The 22,756-nt window shown below is 35.0% G+C and carries 20 protein-coding genes; 4 read left to right on the top strand and 16 right to left on the bottom strand.

Annotation, left to right across the window (positions count from 1 at the left end):
- Positions 1–6: 6 nt before the first annotated feature.
- Positions 7–741 carry a hypothetical protein gene (locus tag IQ05_RS06965; protein WP_144891385.1) on the bottom strand — a complete coding sequence of 245 codons (735 nt, stop codon included), beginning with the start codon at positions 739–741 and terminating at the stop codon, positions 7–9.
- 261 nt (positions 742–1,002) lie between these two features.
- Positions 1,003–2,766 carry a DUF885 domain-containing protein gene (locus IQ05_RS06970; protein WP_144891387.1) on the bottom strand — a complete coding sequence of 588 codons (1,764 nt, stop codon included), beginning with the start codon at positions 2,764–2,766 and terminating at the stop codon, positions 1,003–1,005.
- A gap of 180 nt (positions 2,767–2,946) precedes the next feature.
- On the opposite strand from IQ05_RS06970, the gene IQ05_RS06975 reads away from it, so the two are divergent.
- The gene (locus tag IQ05_RS06975; protein ID WP_144891389.1) at positions 2,947–5,094 is read left to right on the top strand and encodes a M3 family metallopeptidase; all 2,148 of its coding nucleotides are present in this window, start codon (positions 2,947–2,949) and stop codon (positions 5,092–5,094) included.
- A 76-nt stretch (positions 5,095–5,170) separates the two neighbouring features.
- Here the strand turns inward: IQ05_RS06975 and IQ05_RS06980 are convergent, their stop codons facing one another.
- From IQ05_RS06980 to IQ05_RS07010, 7 genes are all read right to left on the bottom strand, one after another.
- A complete protein-coding gene (locus IQ05_RS06980) occupies positions 5,171–5,533 on the bottom strand; it encodes a nuclear transport factor 2 family protein (protein WP_144891391.1) in 363 nt (120 codons plus the stop codon).
- A gap of 75 nt (positions 5,534–5,608) precedes the next feature.
- On the bottom strand, positions 5,609–6,517 hold the full coding sequence (locus tag IQ05_RS06985) for a pseudouridine synthase (RefSeq protein ID WP_144891393.1): 909 nt from the start codon (positions 6,515–6,517) through the stop codon (positions 5,609–5,611).
- A gap of 386 nt (positions 6,518–6,903) precedes the next feature.
- Positions 6,904–7,860, bottom strand: a complete 957-nt coding sequence (locus IQ05_RS06990; protein WP_144891395.1) for a geranylgeranylglycerol-phosphate geranylgeranyltransferase — start codon at positions 7,858–7,860, stop codon at positions 6,904–6,906.
- Positions 7,861–7,949: 89 nt separating this feature from the next.
- A complete protein-coding gene (locus IQ05_RS06995) occupies positions 7,950–8,888 on the bottom strand; it encodes a mevalonate kinase family protein (RefSeq protein ID WP_144891397.1) in 939 nt (312 codons plus the stop codon).
- Positions 8,889–8,940: 52 nt separating this feature from the next.
- Positions 8,941–9,132, bottom strand: coding sequence for a hypothetical protein (locus IQ05_RS07000; protein ID WP_144891399.1), 192 nt, complete (start codon positions 9,130–9,132; stop codon positions 8,941–8,943).
- Positions 9,133–9,173: 41 nt separating this feature from the next.
- A complete protein-coding gene (locus IQ05_RS07005; RefSeq protein ID WP_144891401.1) occupies positions 9,174–10,256 on the bottom strand; it encodes a diphosphomevalonate/mevalonate 3,5-bisphosphate decarboxylase family protein in 1,083 nt (360 codons plus the stop codon).
- A 101-nt stretch (positions 10,257–10,357) separates the two neighbouring features.
- Positions 10,358–12,757: an outer membrane beta-barrel family protein gene (locus IQ05_RS07010; RefSeq protein WP_144891403.1), complete on the bottom strand. Its 2,400-nt coding sequence runs from the start codon at positions 12,755–12,757 to the stop codon at positions 10,358–10,360.
- A gap of 203 nt (positions 12,758–12,960) precedes the next feature.
- Between IQ05_RS07010 and IQ05_RS07015 the strand changes: the two genes are divergently transcribed.
- The 3 genes from IQ05_RS07015 (at position 12,961) to IQ05_RS07025 (ending at position 15,408) form a co-directional block, all read left to right on the top strand.
- Positions 12,961–14,007: a sensor histidine kinase gene (locus IQ05_RS07015; protein WP_144891406.1), complete on the top strand. Its 1,047-nt coding sequence runs from the start codon at positions 12,961–12,963 to the stop codon at positions 14,005–14,007.
- 3 nt (positions 14,008–14,010) lie between these two features.
- Complete coding sequence (locus tag IQ05_RS07020; RefSeq protein WP_144891407.1) at positions 14,011–14,724, top strand: LytR/AlgR family response regulator transcription factor; 714 nt, start codon at positions 14,011–14,013, stop codon at positions 14,722–14,724.
- A gap of 204 nt (positions 14,725–14,928) precedes the next feature.
- Complete coding sequence (locus IQ05_RS07025; protein ID WP_144891409.1) at positions 14,929–15,408, top strand: TspO/MBR family protein; 480 nt, start codon at positions 14,929–14,931, stop codon at positions 15,406–15,408.
- Positions 15,409–15,438: 30 nt separating this feature from the next.
- Here the strand turns inward: IQ05_RS07025 and IQ05_RS07030 are convergent, their stop codons facing one another.
- From IQ05_RS07030 to IQ05_RS07065, 7 genes are all read right to left on the bottom strand, one after another.
- Positions 15,439–16,176, bottom strand: a complete 738-nt coding sequence (locus IQ05_RS07030) for a hypothetical protein (RefSeq protein ID WP_144891411.1) — start codon at positions 16,174–16,176, stop codon at positions 15,439–15,441.
- Between the two features lie 246 nt (positions 16,177–16,422).
- Positions 16,423–16,698, bottom strand: coding sequence for a Txe/YoeB family addiction module toxin (locus IQ05_RS07040; RefSeq protein WP_144891413.1), 276 nt, complete (start codon positions 16,696–16,698; stop codon positions 16,423–16,425).
- Positions 16,680–16,901 carry a DUF2683 family protein gene (locus IQ05_RS07045; RefSeq protein ID WP_144891415.1) on the bottom strand — a complete coding sequence of 74 codons (222 nt, stop codon included), beginning with the start codon at positions 16,899–16,901 and terminating at the stop codon, positions 16,680–16,682. Before IQ05_RS07045 ends, IQ05_RS07040 begins: the two co-directional genes overlap by 19 nt.
- A gap of 79 nt (positions 16,902–16,980) precedes the next feature.
- The gene (locus tag IQ05_RS07050) at positions 16,981–18,204 is read right to left on the bottom strand and encodes a BaiN/RdsA family NAD(P)/FAD-dependent oxidoreductase (RefSeq protein ID WP_144891417.1); all 1,224 of its coding nucleotides are present in this window, start codon (positions 18,202–18,204) and stop codon (positions 16,981–16,983) included.
- Positions 18,201–18,878 (bottom strand): glycerophosphodiester phosphodiesterase, encoded by a 678-nt coding sequence (locus IQ05_RS07055; RefSeq protein WP_144891419.1) that lies wholly within the window; start codon positions 18,876–18,878, stop codon positions 18,201–18,203. The genes IQ05_RS07050 and IQ05_RS07055 overlap by 4 nt, the downstream gene beginning before the upstream one ends.
- Before the next feature lie 81 nt (positions 18,879–18,959).
- Positions 18,960–20,612, bottom strand: coding sequence for an alpha-amylase family glycosyl hydrolase (locus IQ05_RS07060; RefSeq protein WP_144891421.1), 1,653 nt, complete (start codon positions 20,610–20,612; stop codon positions 18,960–18,962).
- An 89-nt stretch (positions 20,613–20,701) separates the two neighbouring features.
- Positions 20,702–22,507, bottom strand: a complete 1,806-nt coding sequence (locus IQ05_RS07065; protein ID WP_244289539.1) for a glycoside hydrolase family 13 protein — start codon at positions 22,505–22,507, stop codon at positions 20,702–20,704.
- Positions 22,508–22,756: the final 249 nt, after the last annotated feature.

Here is a 22,756-nt window from a genome sequence, read left to right on the forward strand (position 1 = left end):
ATCAGTTTACAAATCTTCAGTTATCACATTTTTCATTTCGCCTTTTGTGTTGAATGTTTGAATTTTAGGATTGCCTTTTTCGTCTACATAAATCATTAGTTTGGGCTTGCCTGTAGCGTCATTTAAAAACAAACCTTGCGAGTTTGCTCTAGTTTTCCCCAAGAACAAAAGATTGCGCTCACCATGTTGCTCGTATATTTCATTTATCTTTTTTTTGCGTGTTTCAGGATCGGTTATTTTTTCAGCTTGGGCAAAAAGTTCCATTCTTGTGGTAATATTACTTTCTGCAGGATAATCATTGATGTTAATGCCACGTTGCGACATGATTTTGCCATTAACAATTGATTCTTGATTGGATAATTGTAAAACTTGATCGTCTTTATAGCGGTCCATCGTAATTGACATTCCAGAAATCAAGCCGTTCTTTGTTTGCTTTGTTTGATAAATAAGTCCACCACATTCATCGCCTTGATCGTTAAAGAAAATAAGTCCTGATGGTCTTTCCCTTTTTTCCCAATCTTTGCCATCCATTCTGCCTGAATGTTGCAATTCTTTATTGCTAAGTACCATTCTTAGAGTGCCATCGTTTTCGATAATATTGATTCTTTTTACGTTGATTTCTTCAAAATTTTCAATCTCTTTTAGTTTGTTAAAGGAGAATAAAAAAAAGCAAAGCATTAGTAAGGTTAAAAAAGTTGAGTAGCGCGTTAAAAATTTCAATTTTGCATCGGTTGTGTTCATGATATGTTGTCTTAAGGATTTCTATGTTGCTAAAGTAGAAGCTTTACGCTTGCCTTAAAACGGATTAATTCTCAATCAGGGGAAAATGAACTTGAAACAAGGGAAATTTGAAATGAACTATAAAAGTAAAAGTGATTTTTAAATTAAAAAGCTGAAGGTGCTTTTACCAATGTATATTAAGGTTGCATCAGTGAATTGTAGTTCAGTAAGGTTCAAAAAAAAGCTTCTCGTGGTGAGAAGCTTTTTGTAATATGATTGTTTTTATTTTCCTTCAACCCACTCATTTATTTTTTGTTCCAATAAAGCCAAGGGCATTACACCTGACTCTAATACTTTTTCATTGAATTTTTTAATGTCAAATTTGCTGCCCAATTTAGTTTCGGCTTTTTTACGAAGCTCCATTATTTTTAATTGTCCAATTTTATATGACAAAGCTTGTCCTGGAATTGCCATGTAGCGCTCTATTTCAGGAATAATACTCGCTTCACTTTCGGCTTCGTTTGCTAAGGAATATTTAATAGCTTGTTCTCTTGTCCAGCCTTTTGCGTGTAGTCCAGTATCAACTACCAAGCGTACCGCACGGTGCATTTCGTTGCCCAACATCCCAAAATATTGATACGGATCTTGGTACAAACCTAGCTCTTTACCTAAACTTTCGGTGTACAAAGCCCAACCTTCACCATAAGCGCCAAACCAATTGAATTTTCTAAAATCTGGAAGACTTTTGTTTTCTTGCTGTAATGAAATTTGAAAATGATGTCCCGGAATGGCTTCGTGCAAAAACAAATCTTCGTCGCCATACATGTTGTATTCTTTTACATTCGGAATCGGAACATAAAAAATCCCCGGACGCGTTCCATCAGCCGTTCCTTGATTGTATTCGGCGCTAGCGGTTTGCTCTCTAAAAGCTTCGGTGCGTCTTACCTCGAATTTTGTTTTTGGCTGTAAAGCAAATAGCTTGTCAACATTAGGTTTAATTCGGGTGTAAATACTGTTAAAGTTAGCAATAACCTCTTCTGGTTTGGTAAAAGGTTTTAATTCTTTCTTGTTTCGTACTTCTTCAAAAAACTCAATCAAAGTACCTTTGAAACCAACTTGGGCTTTTACTTTTTCCATTTCGGCAGTCAGTCTTGCTACCTCTTTCAATCCCAATTCATGAATTTCCTCAGGAGTTTTATTGGTGGTAGTCCATTGTTTTACATAAGCTGCATATAGTTTTTTTCCAAAAGGTAAACTGCCTATTCCGCTCGTTGCTCTTGATGCTGGCAGGTATTCTTTGTTCAGAAAATCAGCCATTTTCTTGTACTGCGGAATCAATTTAGTGGTGATTGTAGCCGTATATTTTGCCGTTAAGTCTTTCTTGATGCTTTCAGGAAACGATGCTGGCATTAACTTTATCGAAGAATAAAACAAATTGTCTTCGATATTTGGAGTTTCCATCGAGGCAAATTGAGGAAGTAATTTTACGGTCAACGCTTTTGGTAAAACCACTCCTTTGTCTAATCCTTTTTTCATGTACACCATTGCCGAATCAATCCAAACGGCATATTTGTCCATTCGTTTTAAAAAGTTGGTATAATCTTGTTCTGTTTTAAAAGGCTGTGCACCGGTTCCACCTGCAAACTGACCCATGGTTAAGTGTGTTCCCCAAAATTGATGAACCGGAATTAAATTAGTTGGCTGTTCTAACACTTCTTTTCCAACTTCTAATTCCCATTTGATGATTTCGTAACTGTTTTTTTCTTCTTCAGATAAATCGGCTACGGCAACATTTTGCAACTCTGTTTGGTATTTGTCAAAAAAAGCCGCTTGCGTTTTTCTGTAACTATCGGTCATTTCAAATTGCAACTGATCGTTGTACTCGTTTTGGCCACTTTGGGTTGCACCCAATGGATCTAGTGCATTCTTATCGTCAAAATAGCTTTTTGTTAAGCTAGTAAAATCTTGCTTTTTATCTTCAGATTTACAGTTCACTAACAGCATTGCAGTAGTTAGTGTAAAAAGTAGAACGGTTATTTTTTTCATAATTTAGGTTTGTGATTTAAATAGCTAATGTATTGATTTTATTTCAATACTTAAATTATGATCTTGAAATCCTTTTAGAGAACTAGCTCTTATTTATCATAAAATTAAGTTAAGGCAAAGCTGTGATTGGTGTATGAAAAGGATTTAGGTTAAATTTACGTTACTAATTAACAAATTGAAATGAGAAAGAAATCCCTTTTTCTGATGCTAGTCATCGGAAATATGCTCACCATCCAAGCACAAGAAAAAAAAGAAAACACCACTATGAATCCATTTTTTCAGGCTTATAACACGCCTTTCAATGTTCCGCCGTTTGACAAAATCAAGAACGAACATTTTAAACCCGCTATTTTAGAAGGAATAAGTAAACATCAAGCGGAAATTGATGCTATTGCCAATAATACGCAGCCTGCTACTTTTGATAATACCATCCTAGCGATGGAAAATGTAGGCGAATTGTTAGCCAATGTGAATACGGTTTTTTCTAATTTGAACTCTGCGAACACCAACAAGGAAATTCAAAATATTGCCAAAGAAACAGCTCCCAATCTATCGGCGCACCGCGATAACATTTACTTGAACGAAAAATTATTTGCTAGAGTAAAGTCGCTTTGGAACCAAAAAGAAAGTTTAGGTTTGAATTTAGAACAAGCTAAAATTTTAGACAACGCCTATAAAGATTTTGTTCGAAGTGGAGCTAACTTGTCTAATTCAGATAAGGAAATATTACGCAAAATCAATGGTGATTTGTCCTTGACAAGTTTAAAATACGGTCAAAACATTTTGGCGCAGACCAATAGTTATGAATTGGTTATTGATTCTAAGAAAGATTTAGCTGGATTGCCTCTAGGACTTATTGATGCCGCTGCCGCCGATGCTAAAGCAAAAGGCAAAGAAGGCAAATGGCTTTTTACACTTTCTAATTCTAGTGTGATGCCGTTTTTACAATACAGTTCAAATAGAGAATTGCGCCAACAAATTTGGAATGCGTATCAAACTAGAGCCAACCATGACGATGCTTTTGATAATAAAGCAAATGCGGTTGCACTAGCTAATTTACGTGGACAAAAAGCACGTTTATTAGGGTACAAATCACACTCTGATTATGTTTTGGAGGAATCAATGGCTAAGACACCTAAAAATGTGAACAAGCTCTTGAATGATTTGTGGAAACCAGCTCTTGAAATTGCCAAAACAGAAGCTGCTGATATTCAAAAAATGATGGTGAAGGATGGCATTAAAGGTGCGGTTCAACCATACGACTGGCGTTATTACACCGAAAAAATTAGAAAAGAACGTTTTGATCTTGACGAAGAAGAATTGAAACCTTATTTCAGTTTGGATAATGTGCGCAAAGGTGTTTTTCAAGTAACCGAAAAGTTATATGGGATTCAGTTTAAAGCCTTAACAGATGTACCAAAATACCATGAAGATGTAACGGTTTGGGAAGTTTTAGAAAAAGACGGAACGCACTTAGGAGTTTTATACATGGATTTTCATCCACGTGAGTCGAAACGTGGCGGCGCTTGGATGACATCCTACCGCAGCCAAAAAACGGTTGATGGCAAGCGTGTTGCCCCCGTAGTTTCTATTGTTTGTAATTTTACAAAACCCTCAGCAACTGCGCCAGCATTGTTAACTTTTGATGAGGTGACCACTTTCTTTCATGAATTCGGACATTCATTACACGGTTTATTGTCTAATGTAACGTACAGAAGTCTTGCAGGAACTAGTGTTCCAAGAGATTTTGTTGAACTTCCATCGCAAATTATGGAGAACTGGGCTGCAGAGCCTGAGGTTTTAAAAATGTATGCCAAACACTATCAAACTGGAGCAGTAATACCAGAAACGCTAGTAAACAAACTAAAAAAAGCAGGAACTTTTGATCAAGGTTTTACAACGACAGAATACCTAGCAGCTTCGCTATTGGATTTAGAATACCACTCACAAACCAAAGACATTACTGTTGATGCTAACGTTTTCGAAAAAGCAGCCATGACAAAAATTGGTTTAATTCCATCGATTATTCCTAGATACCGCAGTACGTATTTTAGTCATATTTTTTCTGGCGGATATTCTTCTGGGTATTACAGTTATATTTGGTCGGGAGTACTAGATACAGATGCTTTCGAAGCGTTTAAGTCTACTTCATTATTCAATCCAGAGAAAGCTAAATTATTCCGTGAAAATGTGTTAGAAAAAGGAGGAACTGAGGATCCAATGGTTTTATACAAACGTTTCCGTGGAGCTGAGCCTAGCATTGAACCACTTTTAAGAAAACGTGGTCTGGACAAAAAACAAGAGCCAGTAAAGAAGTTAAAAGGCTAGTCCTAGTTATTGCATACAAGAAAGCCCTAGAGCAGCACCTTGCTGTTGTAGGGCTTTTTTTAATATAAAAAAGAGCTTATCCGTGGTATACGCGAGAAGCTATTATTTTGTTGTCTTTAATTTCAAGGACCTCTGCAACTAGCAAATCTTCTACGCCTACAACGGTACGGGTATATTCCATAAAAACACGATCACCATTTGCAGTAAGTGATTTTACTTTGTAATTTAAACTCGGTAATCGTTCAAAGGCATCTTGCCACCAAGCGCGCAACGCTTCTTTACCCGTTACAAAACCGTCACTTTCCGGTTTGTACATTTTTAATTTTGGACTATAATGTATGGCTTCATCATCATACAGAGATAGTAATTTTTCTAATTCTTTAGCATTGAAAGTTTCAAACCATTTAAAAGCAATAGATTGTAATTTTTCTGGAGTCATACGTGTTTGTTAGTGTATAAAAAAATCCCTTTTCGAAAAAACCGAAAGGGATTAAAATGAAATTTTGAAAAACGTTTATACGTTTTTCAAATTGATAATTTCTTGTTCAGTAAGCAACCTCCAGTTTCCTCTTGGTAAATTCTTTTTGGTCAAACCAGCAAAAGCAACTCTATCGATTCGCAATACATCATAGTCAAAATGCTCAAAAATAGAACGAACTACTTTCACATTTGAAGAACGCAATTGCAATCCAATTTCACTTTTTGCTTCGCCATCAATATAACTTACGTCTTCTACAAAAACACGGTGACCGTCTAGCGTTAATCCTTTTTGGATTTTTTCTAAATCTTCAAATTTTAGATTTTTGTCTAATGAAACTTGGTAAATCTTAGATGATTTTTGACTTGGCAACGTAAATTTACGAATCATATCTGTATCATTCGTGAACAACAACAAACCAGTTGTGTTTTTGTCCATTCTCCCAACCGCACCAATTTTTGCAGTCGTTGAACCTTTAACCAGTTCCAAAACGTTACGGTATTCCTGACCTTCGTCCATGGCTGTCGTAAAGTTTTTCGGTTTGTTCAACAAGATGTATACTTTTTTCTCCGGAGTCAATGTAGATCCATCAAAATTCACAACATCGCCAGGTTTTACCATGTATCCCATTTCGGTTACAGGAATTCCATTTACTTTTACCGTCCCAGATTGTATGTAAATATCGGCATCACGACGTGAGCACGCACCAGAATTGGCAATATATTTATTCAAACGAATTTCGTCTTTTACTTTCGGTCTCTTTGGTGCTTGATTTGGTTTTTTCTCTACTTTATCAGTAGCAATATCGGCAACTTTAGTAGTAACTTTAACTTTTTTCGGCCCTTGAGCGCGCTTCTGCATGGCAGGTTTTGGCTTATTCGAACTTGGTCTTGAGCTGTTTGCTCTTGGACCACTTTTCTTATTATTGCCTTCCTTGTTATTCATAATATTCCAATAATTTATGCAAAGATACTATTTATATACTTGGCAATCAATAACCACTAATTATAAAAACACTAACTGGCTAGTTAGTAAGCTAATTAATATGTTTAAGTATCGTTTTTTTGGGAGCTATTTAGCTGCGCTGAATCTTCGATGTTCCGCTATCGTTTCAAATGGAATTCACTGAACTCCAATAAAAATAAAATATTGTGAAGTAATCTTTTATTTTTTAAAGAAAAAAATTAAAGGATTTCCACTACAAACGAAGTTTACTGAATTCCGCTGAAAGTAGAAATATAGTGAAGTAATCGGGGCTATCTTCAATGAAACATTTGGTAGTCTTTCAGCGTATTCATGCAACCTTTTTATATGCTAGAACTAGAATAAATCTATACCGTCATCAATAATTTTTTTCCGTGCCACAGTACACTCGGATTAATGAGTACAATACAAAAAACACCTGTAACAATAAGAAATTTCAAGACGTTGTGAAGCAATAAATATTGAGATTTAGCATTGGATTTCCACAAGTAAAGCAAGAAAAAAATCAAAACAATAAGGCTGGAGTAAAAGTAAATATCCATGTACCCCACATCATAAATAGCAATCAAAAGATATACAGGCACTATAGTGAGTAGTGTTAATAAAGTAATGACTTTTTTAGATTGTGATTCACCATACACCACAGGAATAGTCTGGTAACTATTGATTAAATCGCCTTTTAAGTTCTCTAAATCTTTGATCATTTCTCGTATGAGCAGTAATAAAAATAAAAAAGATGCATGGGCAAAAATAACACCAAGTTGTTGTTTGTAATTTTCAATTTCTTCAAATGGAATCCGAGTATAAAAATACAAAAGTATCGCAAAAAAAGGCATTACAGCCAGTAACGAAGCGGTAAGATTTCCTATTATAGGATGTTTTTTTATTTTATGAGAATAAAACCAAATGAAAAAGATGTATCCTGAAAAGAATAAAAATACACGCCAAGATACAAACAACGCCATCAAAGCTACGATAAAGTTTAGTGTAAAATAGACTTGTAATTTGGTTTTTTGACTCACCAAACGATCTAACATCGATTTAGTAGGCCTGTTGATTAAATCCTTTTGACTGTCGTAAAAATTATTGATGATGTAACCCGAAGCAATCGTAAGTGACGAGGCAAAAACCAGTATAAAAAGATTGAAATTGAGAACAATGTCAAGTGCTCTTTTTTCTGGTGCCAATATAAAAATCGCCGAAAGGTATTGTGCGATAATAATGACAGGTATGTTATATCCTCGCACAACAGAGAACAAACTTGCAATTTTCATTATTAGAAGTTTGTGTTGTCTGCTTAACATTTTAAATTGGTTAAAGAGTATTTGAGTACGTGGTACAAATGAGTGTATTAAGAAACTCCCTGATGAATGAGTCAGGGAGTTTGTATTTTTTAAAACTGATAAACTACTTCTAGTTTGTAATCTTTAAGAGAAGCTTTTGCTTTTTCTAAGTCCTCGGTAAAACCAAGAATGTAACCACCTCCACCAGATCCGCAAAGTTTCAGGTAATAGTCATTACTGTCAATACCTTGTTGCCAAATGCCGTGAAATTGCTCAGGAATCATTGGTTTAAAGTTATTTAAAACTACTTTTGAAAGTTTCTTCGTGTTCATGAATAGTGATTTCATATCTCCGCCTAAGAAATTTTCAACGCAAGCATCGGTGTATTTTACAAATTGATTTTTCAACATGGTTCTAAAACCTTTGTCTTTCAGGTTTTCCATAAAGATATTTACCATCGGTGCGGTTTCGCCCACAATACCTGAATCTAACAAAAATACAGCGCCTTTGCCATCAAAACTTTGAGTAGGAATTCCAGTTGCTTCGATATTATCTTTCGAATTAATCAAAATTGGAATACTCAAATAACTATTTAAAGGATCTAAACCAGAGCTTTTCCCGTGGAAAAAGCTTTCCATTTGAGAAAATATATTTTTTAATTGTAATAATTTTTCACGAGTTAAATTCTCTAAAACCGTGATTTTATTGTGTGCATATTTATCGTAAATAGCTGCAACTAAAGCGCCACTGCTTCCTACGCCGTAACCTTGGGGAATACTAGAGTCAAAATACATTCCCGTATTAACATCTTCTTTTAATAAGTCAAGGTCAAAAGTAACCAGTTCCGGTTGCTCCGTTTGCAAGGTTTCTAAATAAACAACAAATCGTTTTAAATGACCGTTTGATTTAATAGCCTCATCAGATGGATTTTCGTCTCTTTTTAAAGCGCCGTTGTAAAAGTTATAAGGAATAGAAAGCCCTTTTGAATCACGAATGATTCCGTATTCTCCAAAGAGTAATATTTTTGAATAAAATAATGGTCCTTTCATATGTATTTTTAAATTAACAATTTGGGGTTGGTAATTATACTGTATTTATTTTTTATAAATCCAATTGATCACCTCGATTGTCTTCTTGGATTTTAATTTCAATTTGTTCTTGCTCTTCAGGTGATAATTCCGTCCAAACAGTTTGTTGTTTTTCAAAAACGTTTCTGACCGCTACTAATAAAGATGCATCAGTAGTTGCGAGTAACATTTTGATCAATTCTATTTTTTCTGATTGAATATCCATCAACTTTTTTTTAAGAATGTTTAAAGATACACAAAAAAAGATTAAACAAGCGTTGCTCCGTTTCCTATTTGATCACAAATGTACTGCCCATTTTGACAATAGCCAACTAATTCGTCTTTAATAAATTGCAGAACTTTTTCGCTAACGTTTTCGGGATACAAAACATGTACATTGGCACCAGCATCTAGCGTGAAACAAACAGGTATTTTGGTCTCATTTCTGAATTTCCAAATAGCATTAATGATTTGTAATGTGTTTGGTTTCATTAATATAAAGTAGGGCATGGAGGTCATCATCATGGCGTGCAATGTCAAGGCTTCGCTTTCTACAATTTTGATAAAGGCGTCTAAATCGCCACTTTCAAAAATAGTAATCAGTGCATCTAAATTTTCATGCGCTTGTGCAAATCGCCTTTCGGCAAAAGGATGGTTGTGCATCAAGTCATGACCCACAGTACTCGAGACTTGTTTTTCTCCTTTGTCAACTAGTAAAATTGTATCTTGAAAATTCTTAAAATTAGTATGAATCGCATGCGGAAATTCCACTCCAAATAAGTCTGAACTTCCAGGAATGTTCGCCTGATTGCCCCAAACCACGACTTGTCCTTTTACACTTCGGCAAGCACTTCCGGAACCCAAACGGGCTAGTAAAGACGCTTTTTGGTAGAAATAATCTTCAGACATTGCTGGGTTTAACGCTTGTTCTAAACTCATCAAGTTCATTGCCAAAGCAGCCATTCCTGATGCTGATGACGCAATTCCGGAACTGTGTGGAAACGTATTTTCGGTATCAATTGTAAAATGATAGTCTTTTAAAAACGGCAAATAGATTTCTATTCGCTCTAAAAACTTTTGAATTTTCGGTTTGAAATCTTCTTTGGGCTGCCCTTCAAAAATTAAATTAAAAGAAAAATTTCCGGTGTTTATTTTTTTGGCGAAAGCCAATTTGGTAATCGTTTTGCAATTATTCAACGTAAAACTCACCGATGGATTCGCTGGAATTTGATTCTCTTTTTTCCCCCAGTATTTTACAAGTGCAATATTACTGGGTGCGCTCCATTGAAAATTCCCGCTTTCAACAGTATTTGTATATGATGATGGAATAAAATCGTTTGCTGCAATCATAAAATGAAAAATTTACGCAAAGATACTTTTTTTTAGCAACCACTGATTCGTAGTTTTTTTAAATCGGCACCATTTTTAGAGTAAAACCGAATTACTTACCCTTACAATCTGTTTTGCTCCTCATTCAGGTCGGCCTCTTTTACTTCTTTCTTTTTTGCTGTTCCAAAATTGTACGTAAGGGACAACGTTATTTTGCGAGTTTCCCAACGATTGACCCAATTAGTAGTTACATTATCTTGTTTGGTACTTTGTATCCATTGACTCTTTCTTAATACATTTTGAGCACTCAAGTTCAAACGAATTTTTTTGTTAAAAAAGTCTTTTCTCATCGTAAATGACATGTCGTAGGATGGTTTGAAAGTGGTGTTTCCGTAAGCGCCATTTTGGCTATAAAAACTATTCCATGTGGCACTCCAATCTTTAGCCAGAGTAAATGATTGATTTAATGCTCCCGAAAATGAGACACCACTATCGTTAAATTTGTAGCCTTCCAAATCAGAAGTTGCTTGACCATACGTAAGCTCGCTACTGAACTGTGCTTCCCACCATTTTTTAACGGTAATACTTGTATTGAGTGACAATCCAATAGTTTTTGATTTTCCGATATTGTCAAAGAACATGGTGGTAATTTTAGTATCAGTATCATAATCAATGATTTGGTACATTTCATCTTTTGAAAAATTAGCAAAAAGAGAAACTGACGTTTTTTGTTTTTTAATCCACACCACTTCAAAAGCATCTGTAAATTGAGGTGTTAAATTTGGATTTCCTACAGAAACATTATAGGTGTCAATATATTCAAAATATGGATTTAAGTACAAGTAGCGTGGTCTTTGAATACGGCGGCTGTATGAAAACTTGAATTGATTGTTCTTGAAATTTCCGTTAATACTAAAGGAAGGGAAAAGCGATAAATAGTTGTCTTTGTTGGTGTTATTTGAGGTTAATGAGGTTGCATTGTAATTGATATATTCTGCTCTTAGTCCGGCTTGAATGTCAAAATTTCCTTTGGTGAAATTGGTAATGCCATAGCCCGATAGAATGGATTCTTTATAAATTAATTGATTGCTTCTGTTAGTGTTGGTAACGTATTCTCCTTGATCATTTCTATCTTTTAAAATAATGGTGTAGTCGTTGTTTACGTAACTCAGTTTGCTACCGGTTTCAAAGTTGAATTTGTCATTGATCTTTTTTTCGAAGTCTACCCGTGCGCTGATGATATTGAAGTTTGTGGGGTTTTGATATTTAACATCTTCGGTGATGCGGTACATTTCATTCGTATCCGATGTGAAGTAGGAGTTGGTCGTTATGCGGTCGCTATCATTTATATAATTGGCATAATTAAGTTGAGCATCTATTTTGGTGTCTAAACTATCAGATGCAAAGTTGTAAAATACAGTTCCCGTTAGGGTATTGTTCACCAAGTCGTTTTGAGTGTTTAAGATCGTGTATCTTTTGTAAACCATATCATCAAATTCGTTGGTACGTCCTTTTGTAAATTCATCACTTTTGTATAAAGAATAATTAGCTGATGCACCCATGCTCGCATTTTTATTTATTTTATATCCTGCTCCAAAATTTCCTGAATAATTGTTTGAAACCGGTAGCCAATCATTTTTTTGTTGCAAAGTAGTTGTAATTGTTGGTGTTACTACGGTTTGGTCTATCGTTCTGCGATTTACACTTTCTACGTAACCGTAATTCATACCCAATTTAAGATTCCATTTTTCGGTATTATTGTACAGGTTTAATCCGTTATTACTTTTGATAAATTCAGCATATCCTACTGAGGTTCGTGCATTTCCAGTCAAACCGGTAGCAGCTGATTTTTTTAGAACGATATTAAAAATTCCTGCACTTCCTGAAGCATCGTATTTTGCCGAAGGATTTGCTATTATTTCAACGGATTTAATGTTGGCGCCATCTACTGATTTAAGATATTGTTTCAACTCCTCGCCTGATAAAAGGGTTGGTTTTCCATCAATCATAATTTGAAGATTGGCGTTGCCTCTAAAAACCACATTGTCATCTTTGTCCAATTGTACACCGGGCAATTTACTTAAGGTTTCCAGTCCGTCATTGCCATTCCCAAAACCTGCTTTGTCAATATCTACAATCATCTTGTCTCTGCTGAGTTTTATAACGCTTTTCTTTTGCAGCACAACTACTTCGTTTAACGCTACCGAATCTTCCTCTAAATCAAAATTTTGAGTTGCATTTTGAGTAGTTGATGCGAAGGTTTTTGACTGTAAGGTTTTATAACCTAATAACTCGATTTTGATGTAGAATGCTGCAGCAGTAAGAGGAATTTCATACTTTCCATTTTCATCAGTTGTGGTGAATGCTATAAAAGAATTTTTATTGGCATCAAAAAGGGAAACAGTTGCAAAAGCTACTTTCTCGGTGCTTTTTTTTGTAGTAACTACTCCTGTAATTTTTGGGCTTTGTGCAAACAGTAGGCTAATGTTGAAAAATAATAAAAAGGCGATTGTGGTTTTCATGTTGTTTGGTTTTGTTATCAGCAAATGTATAGGAGATATCCAAGGCTAAAAGTTGTTTTACACCAGATTGCTTTTCTACTACATGAAACCTGAAAAAAGAATTTTTTTATTGTTTTGGTTAAAAAAAACCTGTTCGTACAGAGAAATTAGGCGTTCATCCAAAAAAAAATAATAGGTAAAACTAGAATGCGTAAATTCGATTCATGGATATAAATAAAAAACAATGGTACTTTCATATTGGGCTCGTGCTCATTATTGTATTGATGGATCTTTTTTCGGATTATGTGTATGGAGGCAGCAAGGGCTTTTTGAGGAATTTTCAACTCCCTCTAAACTACAATCAAATCATCATGTACACAGCAACATTCACAACGTATGCGGTTAATTTTTACTTTGTAAGTCCCTACACTTTAGGAAAGAAACACTATTGGAGATTTGCTATTGGTGTAGTACTCCTTATCGTTCTTTTTGGACGAGTTCGTTACTTGCTTGAGGAAGTGATACTGTATCATTTTACAGGGAAACACAATTATTTTGAAGAATCTCGCAAGTTTTTGTTCTACACTTTTGATAATTCGATTTTTGCTATAAAATCAATTTTGTATAGTACCGTAGTGTATTACTTTTTTGAATTTGCTGCCAATCAAAGTAGACTGCACAAACTAGAACTCGACTACAACAAAGCAGAATTGAATTTGCTTAAATCACAAATCGAACCTCACTTTTTGTTCAATACGTTAAATACTTTTTATACTGATTTAATTGATGTACAACCCAAGGTGGCCAAAGATATTTATCGGTTGTCACAACTCCTGCGGTATGTAACGTATGAAGCTGGAAATGAATTTATGCCCCTCAGCAAAGAGATTAAATTCATAGAAGATTATATTTATTTGCACCGAAAACGATTTGAAGATACTTTATTTTTAGAGTACACCGTTGAAGGAATTGTTGGCGAGCAAAGAGTGCCTTCGCTTGTATTTATACATTTTGTAGAAAACATTTTCAAACATGGCATGATTAATAATGCGGCCTTTCCAGCAAAAATTAAAATACAAATTACGGAGCGAGAAGTGATTATTGAAACGTCAAATAGTATTTCTTCTTCAGAAAAGTATACCAACACAGGCATTGGAAAAGATAATTTAGAACGTAGATTGAGTGCGATTTATAAAGAGGATTTTGTTTTACTTTACACCAATTCAAATGATGTATTTACAACCTTGCTTCAATTGCCCTTTAAAATATAAATTATGAAAGTAATAAAATGCCTAATTGTTGATGATGAACCGCCTGCTATCCGATTGATAGAAAAATATTTGAGTAGAGTTCCCTTCTTGGAATTAGTTTCTTCGACTACCAGTGCACTTACAGCATTATCTCTTATCGAAGAAGGAGGTATTGACCTCGTTTTTATGGATATTCAAATGCCCGATTTAACAGGCTTGCAATTGTCTAAACTCGTGAAAGGCAAAACAAAAATTATTTTCACGACTGCTTATCCGCAGTTTGCCATACAAAGTTACGAAGTGGATGCCGTTGATTATTTATTAAAACCATTTGAATTTGAACGTTTTTACGAAGCGGTTTTAAAAGTGAAAAGTAGTTTTAAAACTGAGGTAAAAGAGGTTTCAAAAGAAGTGGATGATTTTATTTTTATCAAAACAGATGGTAAAAATAATTTTGAAAAAGTGCAAATTAATGAGATTTGCTTTATTGAAGGGCTTAAAAATTATGTTGCCATTCATTTAAAAGACAGACAAGTGATCACCAATAATACCCTAAAAAGTATCGAGGATTTTTTACCAACAAATGACTTCGTAAAAACTCACAAGTCATTTATTGTTTCGTTGCGTCATGTCACGAAAACGGATTCTTTAAATGTTTTTATAAACGGAAAAAGTATCCCAATTGGTGATACCTACAAGAAAGAATTATTTGAAATCATTCAACAAAAAAAACTATAACATCTTTAAACTCTCTTGATATTCAAAGCGATTTTTTTGCAATTAATACCCTAGCAAATTTTTTGGATTTATTTTTAACTGTAATGTTTTGCTTAGAAATAGTTCCAATTGTACTCCATTTTCCGGTTTAGCGAAAGCTTTTATTGTTTTATGAAATCCTACTGAATATTTGAGTAAATTTGACTTATATTAAATAAAATAAACATGAATAAAATCACCCGAATACTAGTCGCAGTTGTTATTTGTCTTGCTATTGGATATACATCAGGAATGGTGACCCGCTCTTCTATTACAACTTGGTACCCTACCTTGATAAAACCTAGTTTTAATCCGCCCAATTGGATTTTTGCACCGGTTTGGAGCACCTTGTATGCCATGATGGGTGTAGCTGCAGGATTGGTGTGGAACGAAATTAAAAGCAATGAAGAGGTCGTGAAAAAAGCCTTAATTTTCTTTTTGATACAACTCGGACTAAATGCTTTGTGGTCGTACTTGTTTTTTGGTTTGCATAACCCAATGCTCGCAGGATTAGAAATAATTGTACTGTGGTTGATGATTTACGAAACCTATGTTCAGTTTGCAAAGATTGACAAGATTGCGGGCTATTTGTTTATTCCTTATTTGGCTTGGGTGAGTTTTGCTGCGGTTTTGAACGGAAGTATTTGGTGGTTGAATAATAGTTGACAGTTTTCAGTCTGTTTAATCATTAAAATTTTATAGGCTTTTGAATTGCAATATTTTGCTACTCATAAATTCTTGCAGTGAAAGTATATTTTGCTGTGCAGCAATCGTTTTCGACTTGGGGTCTTTGTTGCAAAAGTCTAGAAAAGCAGCTATTTCTTCTTGACGAAGTTGCAAAGTATCGGTATAAAATTCGGTTTCGATTTGTGTTTTTGCTGCCTCTGTGAACGGTAATACAGGACTTTTTGTCTCAAGGTCGGTATTTTTGTTTTTGAATAATTTAGCAATCATTCCGCCAATCCTCATTATATCCATGCCGTTTTCAATGGTGCCATCGTAAACCCCTGGATTTTTTAGTTTGCTAGCATTTTTCTCTAATGTGTATTGATCTAGTTTGGCTTGTTCCCATTTGGCATCTTTACTTAATTTGATTGAAGGAGTGTTTTGTACCACTACTTCTTTTAGCTCTTCCACTTTGGCGACCAAAGTCATGTTTATGAAACCTTCTTTTAAAATTGCAGCTGTAACTTTCAATTCTTTTATTTCATGATTTTTGGCTACAAAAACCAATTGATCGTTCGCTTCGACTGTAATGGTAAATTTACCTTCAGTATCTGTTAAGGCGACATTTTTACTTGTAGCATTGATAACCTCTACTTTGTTTACCACAGTTTTATCAAAAACTATTTGCCCTTGAATGCGTTCTGTAACTTGCGAAAATCCACTTTGATAAAGCACAAAAAGAAGTAAAGCGAGTAATTTTGTTTTCATAAAGTTCTGATAATAGAATGGTAAAGTTATCAGAATCATCTTAAATAAAACTTACTGAAGTTTTAAACTCTTGTTAATTAAACTCAAATGGAGTTCGCCACAATAAACCCACCTGTCCACGCATTTTGAAAATTGAATCCGTCTGTGATAGCATTTACATCTAATTTATTGAGGAAAAAAAATAATTTATCTTTGGAGATTAAGAGGAGATCATTTGGTTAGATCTTACTGAACTGACTTTTATAATTATGAGTAATGACCCATTGCTGAAACAACATAAACAGTAACCGTACTTTCATGAACTTCATATATCAAGCGGTCTTTTTTATTAATTCTTCTTGACCAAAAACCTTTTAATTCATGTTTTAATTCTTCTGGTTTTCCGATCCCAGTGTATGGATGGTCCTGTAATTCGGTCAGTATTTTTATTATTTTTTTTATTGAAGCAACATCGCCCGATTTCTTATGTTTTACTAAATCTCTTTCAGCTGTTTGTTTGATAATTACTTGATATTGTCCCATAATTCCTCTGCACTATTCATAACTCTTCCTTTTTCCTTGCTTGCTTTTTTAATTTTTTTTACAAACTCTGGATTATAGGGGCTTTTATTATCTTCTTCAATGAGTACAATTTCTTTTGAGTTTTCAAAAAAGACACGAGCCATTTCTAAAAAAGCTTTGCCTTTTTTAGTATTTTCATTGATTTTCAAGGTTATCGTTGTCATAAATTACTTTTTTACAAATTTACAAAAAAATGTCGTATCGTAGATTTTGCTTGGTGTTGATTTTTAATGCGTTATGGGTTTAACCGATTGCATTCGCCACAATAAAACCGCTGGTCCACGCATTTTGAAAATTGAATCCGCCTGTAATAGCATCAATATTCACAATTTCACCAGCAAAATATAGGTTTTCATGTAACTTACTTTCCATAGTTTTGAAGTTTATTTCTTTTAAATCAATTCCGCCAGCTGTTACAAATTCTTCTTTAAAAGTACTTTTTCCATTAACTTGAAAAGTTCCTTTCGTCAATTGATTGGCTAGATTTTGCAATTGTGTTTTCGATAAATCAGCCCATTTGGTCTCCACCTCAATTCCGGAGGCGAGTACGAAAATTTCCCATAACCTGTTGGTTAGTTCGAAAGGTGATTTTTTTGAAACCGATTTTTTGGCGTGATCTTGTTTTAAGTCTTTTAGTTTTTTCTCAACTCCTGCGGTGTCTTCATCATTCAACCAATTTACGAAAATGGTAAACTGATAATTTTTGTCATGCAAGATTCGGGCTCCCCAAGCAGAGAGCTTCAAAATTGCTGGGCCACTCATTCCCCAATGCGTAATTAATAACGGTCCTGTTGAAGTGAGTTTAGTGTCTTTTACGGTTACGGTAACTTGTGCGGCAACGCCAGGTAATTCTTTTATTCTGGAATCTTTGATGTTGAATGTGAATAGGGAAGGAACCGGGCTGACTACTGCGTGACCAAAATTTTGTAACATTTCCCAAACTTTAGGATTGCTGCCCGTGGCCAGAATTAACTTTTCGACAAGATAATTTTCGGTTTGTGTTTCTATCTTCCAAACGTTTTCTCCCGAAACTTCGGGATTGAAAATAGATTGTACACTTTGTCCTGTAAGTACTGCGATTCCCAGTTTTTGCGTTGCTTTCAAGAAACAATCAATAATGGTTTGTGAGGAATTCGAAATAGGAAACATACGTCCGTCGGCTTCAATTTTTAATTCTACGCCATGTTTTTCGAACCATTCAATCGTATCGCCTGAACAAAACTGATGAAAAGGACCACGCAATTCTTTTTCGCCTCGAGGATAAAACTTTACCAACTCGTTCGGCTCAAAGCAAGCGTGTGTAACATTGCAACGTCCGCCACCGGAAATACGTACTTTTTGCAATACTTCTGCACCGCGTTCTAAAATTGCGACTTTCAGTTTTGGATTTTTCTCCACAATATTAATCGCTGTAAAAAAACCTGCTGCGCCACCGCCTACTATTATTATATCGAAATTCTGATTCATATTCTATTTGGGAAATCAGTGATGATTCCGTTTACGTTGTATGTTTTTATTTTTTGAATGTCTTCTAATTCATTGATTGTCCAAGGGAACACTTGAAATCCTTTTACTTGTATGTGTGCCGTGTTTTCTTTTGTCAATAAATGAAAATACGGATGAATGGATTTTGCTTGTATCGTTTTGGCGAAAGCCAAAGCCAAGTCTAAATCGGTTTCTGTTAAAACGCCTATCACAATTTTATCATTTAACAATGCCACTTGCTGCAACGCAATCCAATCGAAACTAGAAACTAAAAAATATTCGTATTTCCAGCCTTTTTTGTTTACGTATTTTTCAATTAGCGCCACTACTTTATCTGTTGCTGTATAATTTTTGAGCTCTATATTGATGAAACACTTTTGGTTTACTAATTCAAAAACTTCCTCTAGCGTGGGGATTTCGTGTTTTCCTTCTATTAAAAAAGCCTTTAATTCCAGCAAAGATAACGTGTTTACAAAACCTTTTCCGTTAGTTGTTCTGTCAATAGTTTCGTCGTGAATCACGATTATTTCATCATCAGCACTCAAATGCACATCGAGTTCAATCCCGTCCACGTATAGGTCTAATGCTTTTTGAAAGGAAACCAAAGTATTTTCGGGTTCGTATCCTTTTGCGCCGCGATGTCCAATTTTGAGCATTGATTTCGGTTTTGAGGCAAAGGTAAACATAAAAAAAACGCCTTCATTTCTAAAGGCGTTCTAGTGTAATTATTTTTAGACTTATTTTTTTAATTCTAACAAAACAATGTCAAATTCAGTATCGATTATAACTTTTCCATTAGCCACTACTGATTCTTTTCCAGAATAAGCATCTTTCACTTTGGTATCGTCAGCGAAAATTGTTCCTACTGAAAGTTCTTTAGTTCCACTTTTTAAATCCAAGCCAACAACTACTTTATCTGAATAATCTCCTTTTGAGAAAGTTCTTGAAAAAGTATAGGGTTGAGCTGAAATTTGCTTGTGAATTCCAGCACCTACTGAAGGATGGTTTTTTCGGAATTGACCTAATTTTTGCCAATGCAAGAGTGTTTTTTGAGTTTCTGGATTCGATGTAATAGCATCCCAATTCATAAACGAACGCAAGGTTGCATCGCCTTGTGTTCCTCTGATTACTAACGAACGAGCACTTTCGTCACCGTAATATACTTGCGATACTCCTGGCGAAAGCAATAATTTGGTTCCGGTTTCCTTATTTTTAGTACGTTTGGCATCAAACGGTGCGCCATCGTCGTGCGATGACATATAGTTCAAGACACTAAAGCCTTTTAAGTCATTGTTCAGTTTAGTCGAATATTTTGAAAATATAAATTCGTAATCTTTTTGTGCATCCCACTTGAATTCGAAATTGATCATGTTGTTAAAACCATTCTTGAAATAGTTCACTTTTTTATCGCCAAAATCAAAATCTTGACCGCCACTGATGCCATAATTATAGACTTCGGCAATGGTGTAAAAGGAATTGTTATCTAGCACTTTTGTTGGATTGTTTTTTTTCCAAGTTTCAAAAGTGTAATCACATTGGGTTTTGAAATCGGCCCAAACTGTTTCATCAGTATGTTTTACGGTGTCTCCGCGGTATCCGTCAATTCCGTATTCAGTAATATAGTCCGTCAACCATTTGATGATGTAATATTTTGGTGCTCTTGGATAACCGGTTCTTGCAAAAAATGCGTCGAGTTCTTTCATTTCTTGTTCGTAACGGCCTTCTTTTTTCCATTTTTCGATTAAAGAAGTAGGCAAAGCCACAGCTTGATTACTTTCTGTTTTAACATCAGGTAAGTTTGCTACGAGCGTGCAGGCAGTTGTGTTTTCAAATGATTTGTAATCGCAAGTTGGACCAGTTCGAACCCAATCTTTTGGCCAAACCGTATCAATAGGAGTAACTGGTCCAGTGTGATTGATTACCCCGTCTAGAATGATTCGGATGCCGTGTGCATGAGCCTTTTGAACTAAAGCCGCTAAATCTTCTTTCGTTCCAAAGTTTGGGTCTAAAGCCGTCCAATCTTTGGCCCAGTAGCCATGAAAGCCATAACTCAAACCAGTGCCCTCGTCAACGCCATCGTGAATTTGTTCCACTATCGGCGTAAACCAAATGGCATTGATGCCGAGTTTGTCAAAATAGCCGTCGTCAATTTTTTGAGAGATTCCTTTGATATCACCACCTTCAAATCCGCGCAGTTTTCCTGTGGTTTTATTTCTGTCAAAGTTTAAGTCGTTGGATGTGTCGCCATTATTAAAGCGATCCGTCATCAAGAAGTACACATTAGCTCCTTCCCAAATGAAAGGTGTTTTGTTACTCTCAACAATCGTTTGCGCATTGGAGCAACTGCTTAAAGTTATCATTGTCAATAGTAAAAGGGAATATTTTTTCATTTTTTTAGTAGTAAATGATTGTTTTTTTTTGAAACATATAAGTCATATTAGTTACTTTCAAATTTCTTAAATGACTTATATGGTTTATACTATTTCAACTCTAAAATCAAAACCGATTTAGCTTCGATTTTAATTTCATTGGTAACGTCAAAAGTAAGTTCAGAAATAACGTCTTTTCCTGATTTAAAGTTTTTGATGTTCTCTTTAAAACGATCGGTTTTTATCGTTTTGGTTTCGTTACTGTTGTTTATCACAACCATTACCGTTTCATCATTGTTGTATCTAAAATACACGTAAACATTGTTCTCCGGAATGTAATGCGTCATTTTTCCGGTATGAATGGCTGTTTTTGATTTCCTCCAATTGAATAATTTAGCCGTAAAATCAAAATAATCGTTTTGGGCTACAGATCGTCCTTCTTTAGTAAAGGCATTGTTTGGATCACCATTCCAACCTCCTGGAAAATCTTGACGGATGTCAGCATCACCTTTATCTTTATTTCCGGCCATACCTATTTCGCTACCGTAATACAATTGAGGTATTCCGCGAACAGTTGCAAGAATTGTCATGGCCATTTTGTATTTCCTAATGTCTTTTCCATAAGTTTCATTGATGCGATTGGTGTCATGATTCTCCGCAAAAATTAAAATATTGTTTGGGTTTGGATACAAGAAATCATTTGCGAAATTGTCGTAAAACTTCATCAAGCCTTTGTCCCATCCCGCATCGTCCTCGTTGAATGCTTTGGTTGTGGCTTCGTAAAGTGTAAAATCCATAACGCTTGGAAGGTAGGAATTGTAGTTTTGTATGGCCGCAATTTTACTGTCTTTTTGCCAATAGGCCATTTGCGCTTGATTTTGCATCCAAACTTCGCCAACGATATTAAAATTGGGGTATTCATCGGTGATAGATTTTGTCCAAGTTGCAATTCCTGCGGGATCGGAATAGTTGTAGGTGTCTACTCTAAATCCATCTAAATCGGCAAATTCAATCCACCAAATTGCATTCTGAATCAAGTAATTTAAAGTAAGCGGATTTTTTAAATTTAAATCGGGCATCGATGGAACGAACCATCCGTCAATAGCTACTTTTTTATCAATTTCAGCTGCGTTGATGTCATGAATAACAGTTCGTTTGTGATTGGTTTGAGTGTATTTTTCAAATTGGTTGATCCAATCTTTGGTGGGTAAATCTTTAATCATCCAGTGTTCAATTCCCCAATGGTTGATGACATAATCCATTACCAGTTTCATGTCTCTTTTATGCATTTCAGAAGCCAATCTAGCATAATCAGCATTAGTTCCATAACGTGGATCAATTTTATACACATCAGATTGTCCGTAGGTGTGATACGAAAATTTAGCATCGTTGTCTTCACATAGAGGCGTGCTCCAAATGGTCGTTGCGCCTAAGGACGAAATGTAATCTAGGTTTTTAATAATTCCTTCAATATCGCCACCGTGTCTTCCGCCAGGTAAATCTCTATTGAATTTTTCTTGAGTTGAATTTTCGCTGTCGTTATTTGTGTTCCCATTCGCAAAGCGGTCTGGCATCAATAAATACATCACATCCGAAGAATCGAAACTTTTACGTTGCGCCGCATTTTCTCTTCTTTGCTTCAAAGAATATTTTTGTGTAAACGTTTCTTTGTTTTTATTTTTAAAAGTAATTAGGAAATCAGAGGCGGGTACTTTTTTGGTGTCAATGGTGACAAAAATGTAGTTGGGATTCTCAGTTCTTTGTACGTTAGTTATTTTGATTCCATTAGAAACGGTAACTTGGCTTTCAGAAATGTCTTTGCCATAAAACAGAATCTGTAATTCTGTATTTTTCATTCCTGCGTACCAAAACGGAGGTTCCATTTTGTCTATTTGAGCATGTAACGTTACAGACATAAAAAAAAGGAATAAGGTTATCTTTTTAAAAAATTTCCTGTTAGCGAAAGGTAGAGAAATAATTTTGTCCATGGTCAATGATATAATTTTAAAAAGCGATGTTGAAATAATTGATGCTATTCCGTGGTGTATCCTACTGTTAAATGTACTTAAGAATCAACATTATGTAAACAATCCCAATTGAAATTGGGATTGTTTTTTCCTAGTAAAGGAATTTTTAAATGATAGGTTGTACTACAAGTTCTAACA

Origin of the sequence: Flavobacterium tiangeerense (assembly GCF_007830355.1) — a bacterium.
Taxonomy (GTDB): Bacteria; Bacteroidota; Bacteroidia; order Flavobacteriales; family Flavobacteriaceae; genus Flavobacterium; species Flavobacterium tiangeerense.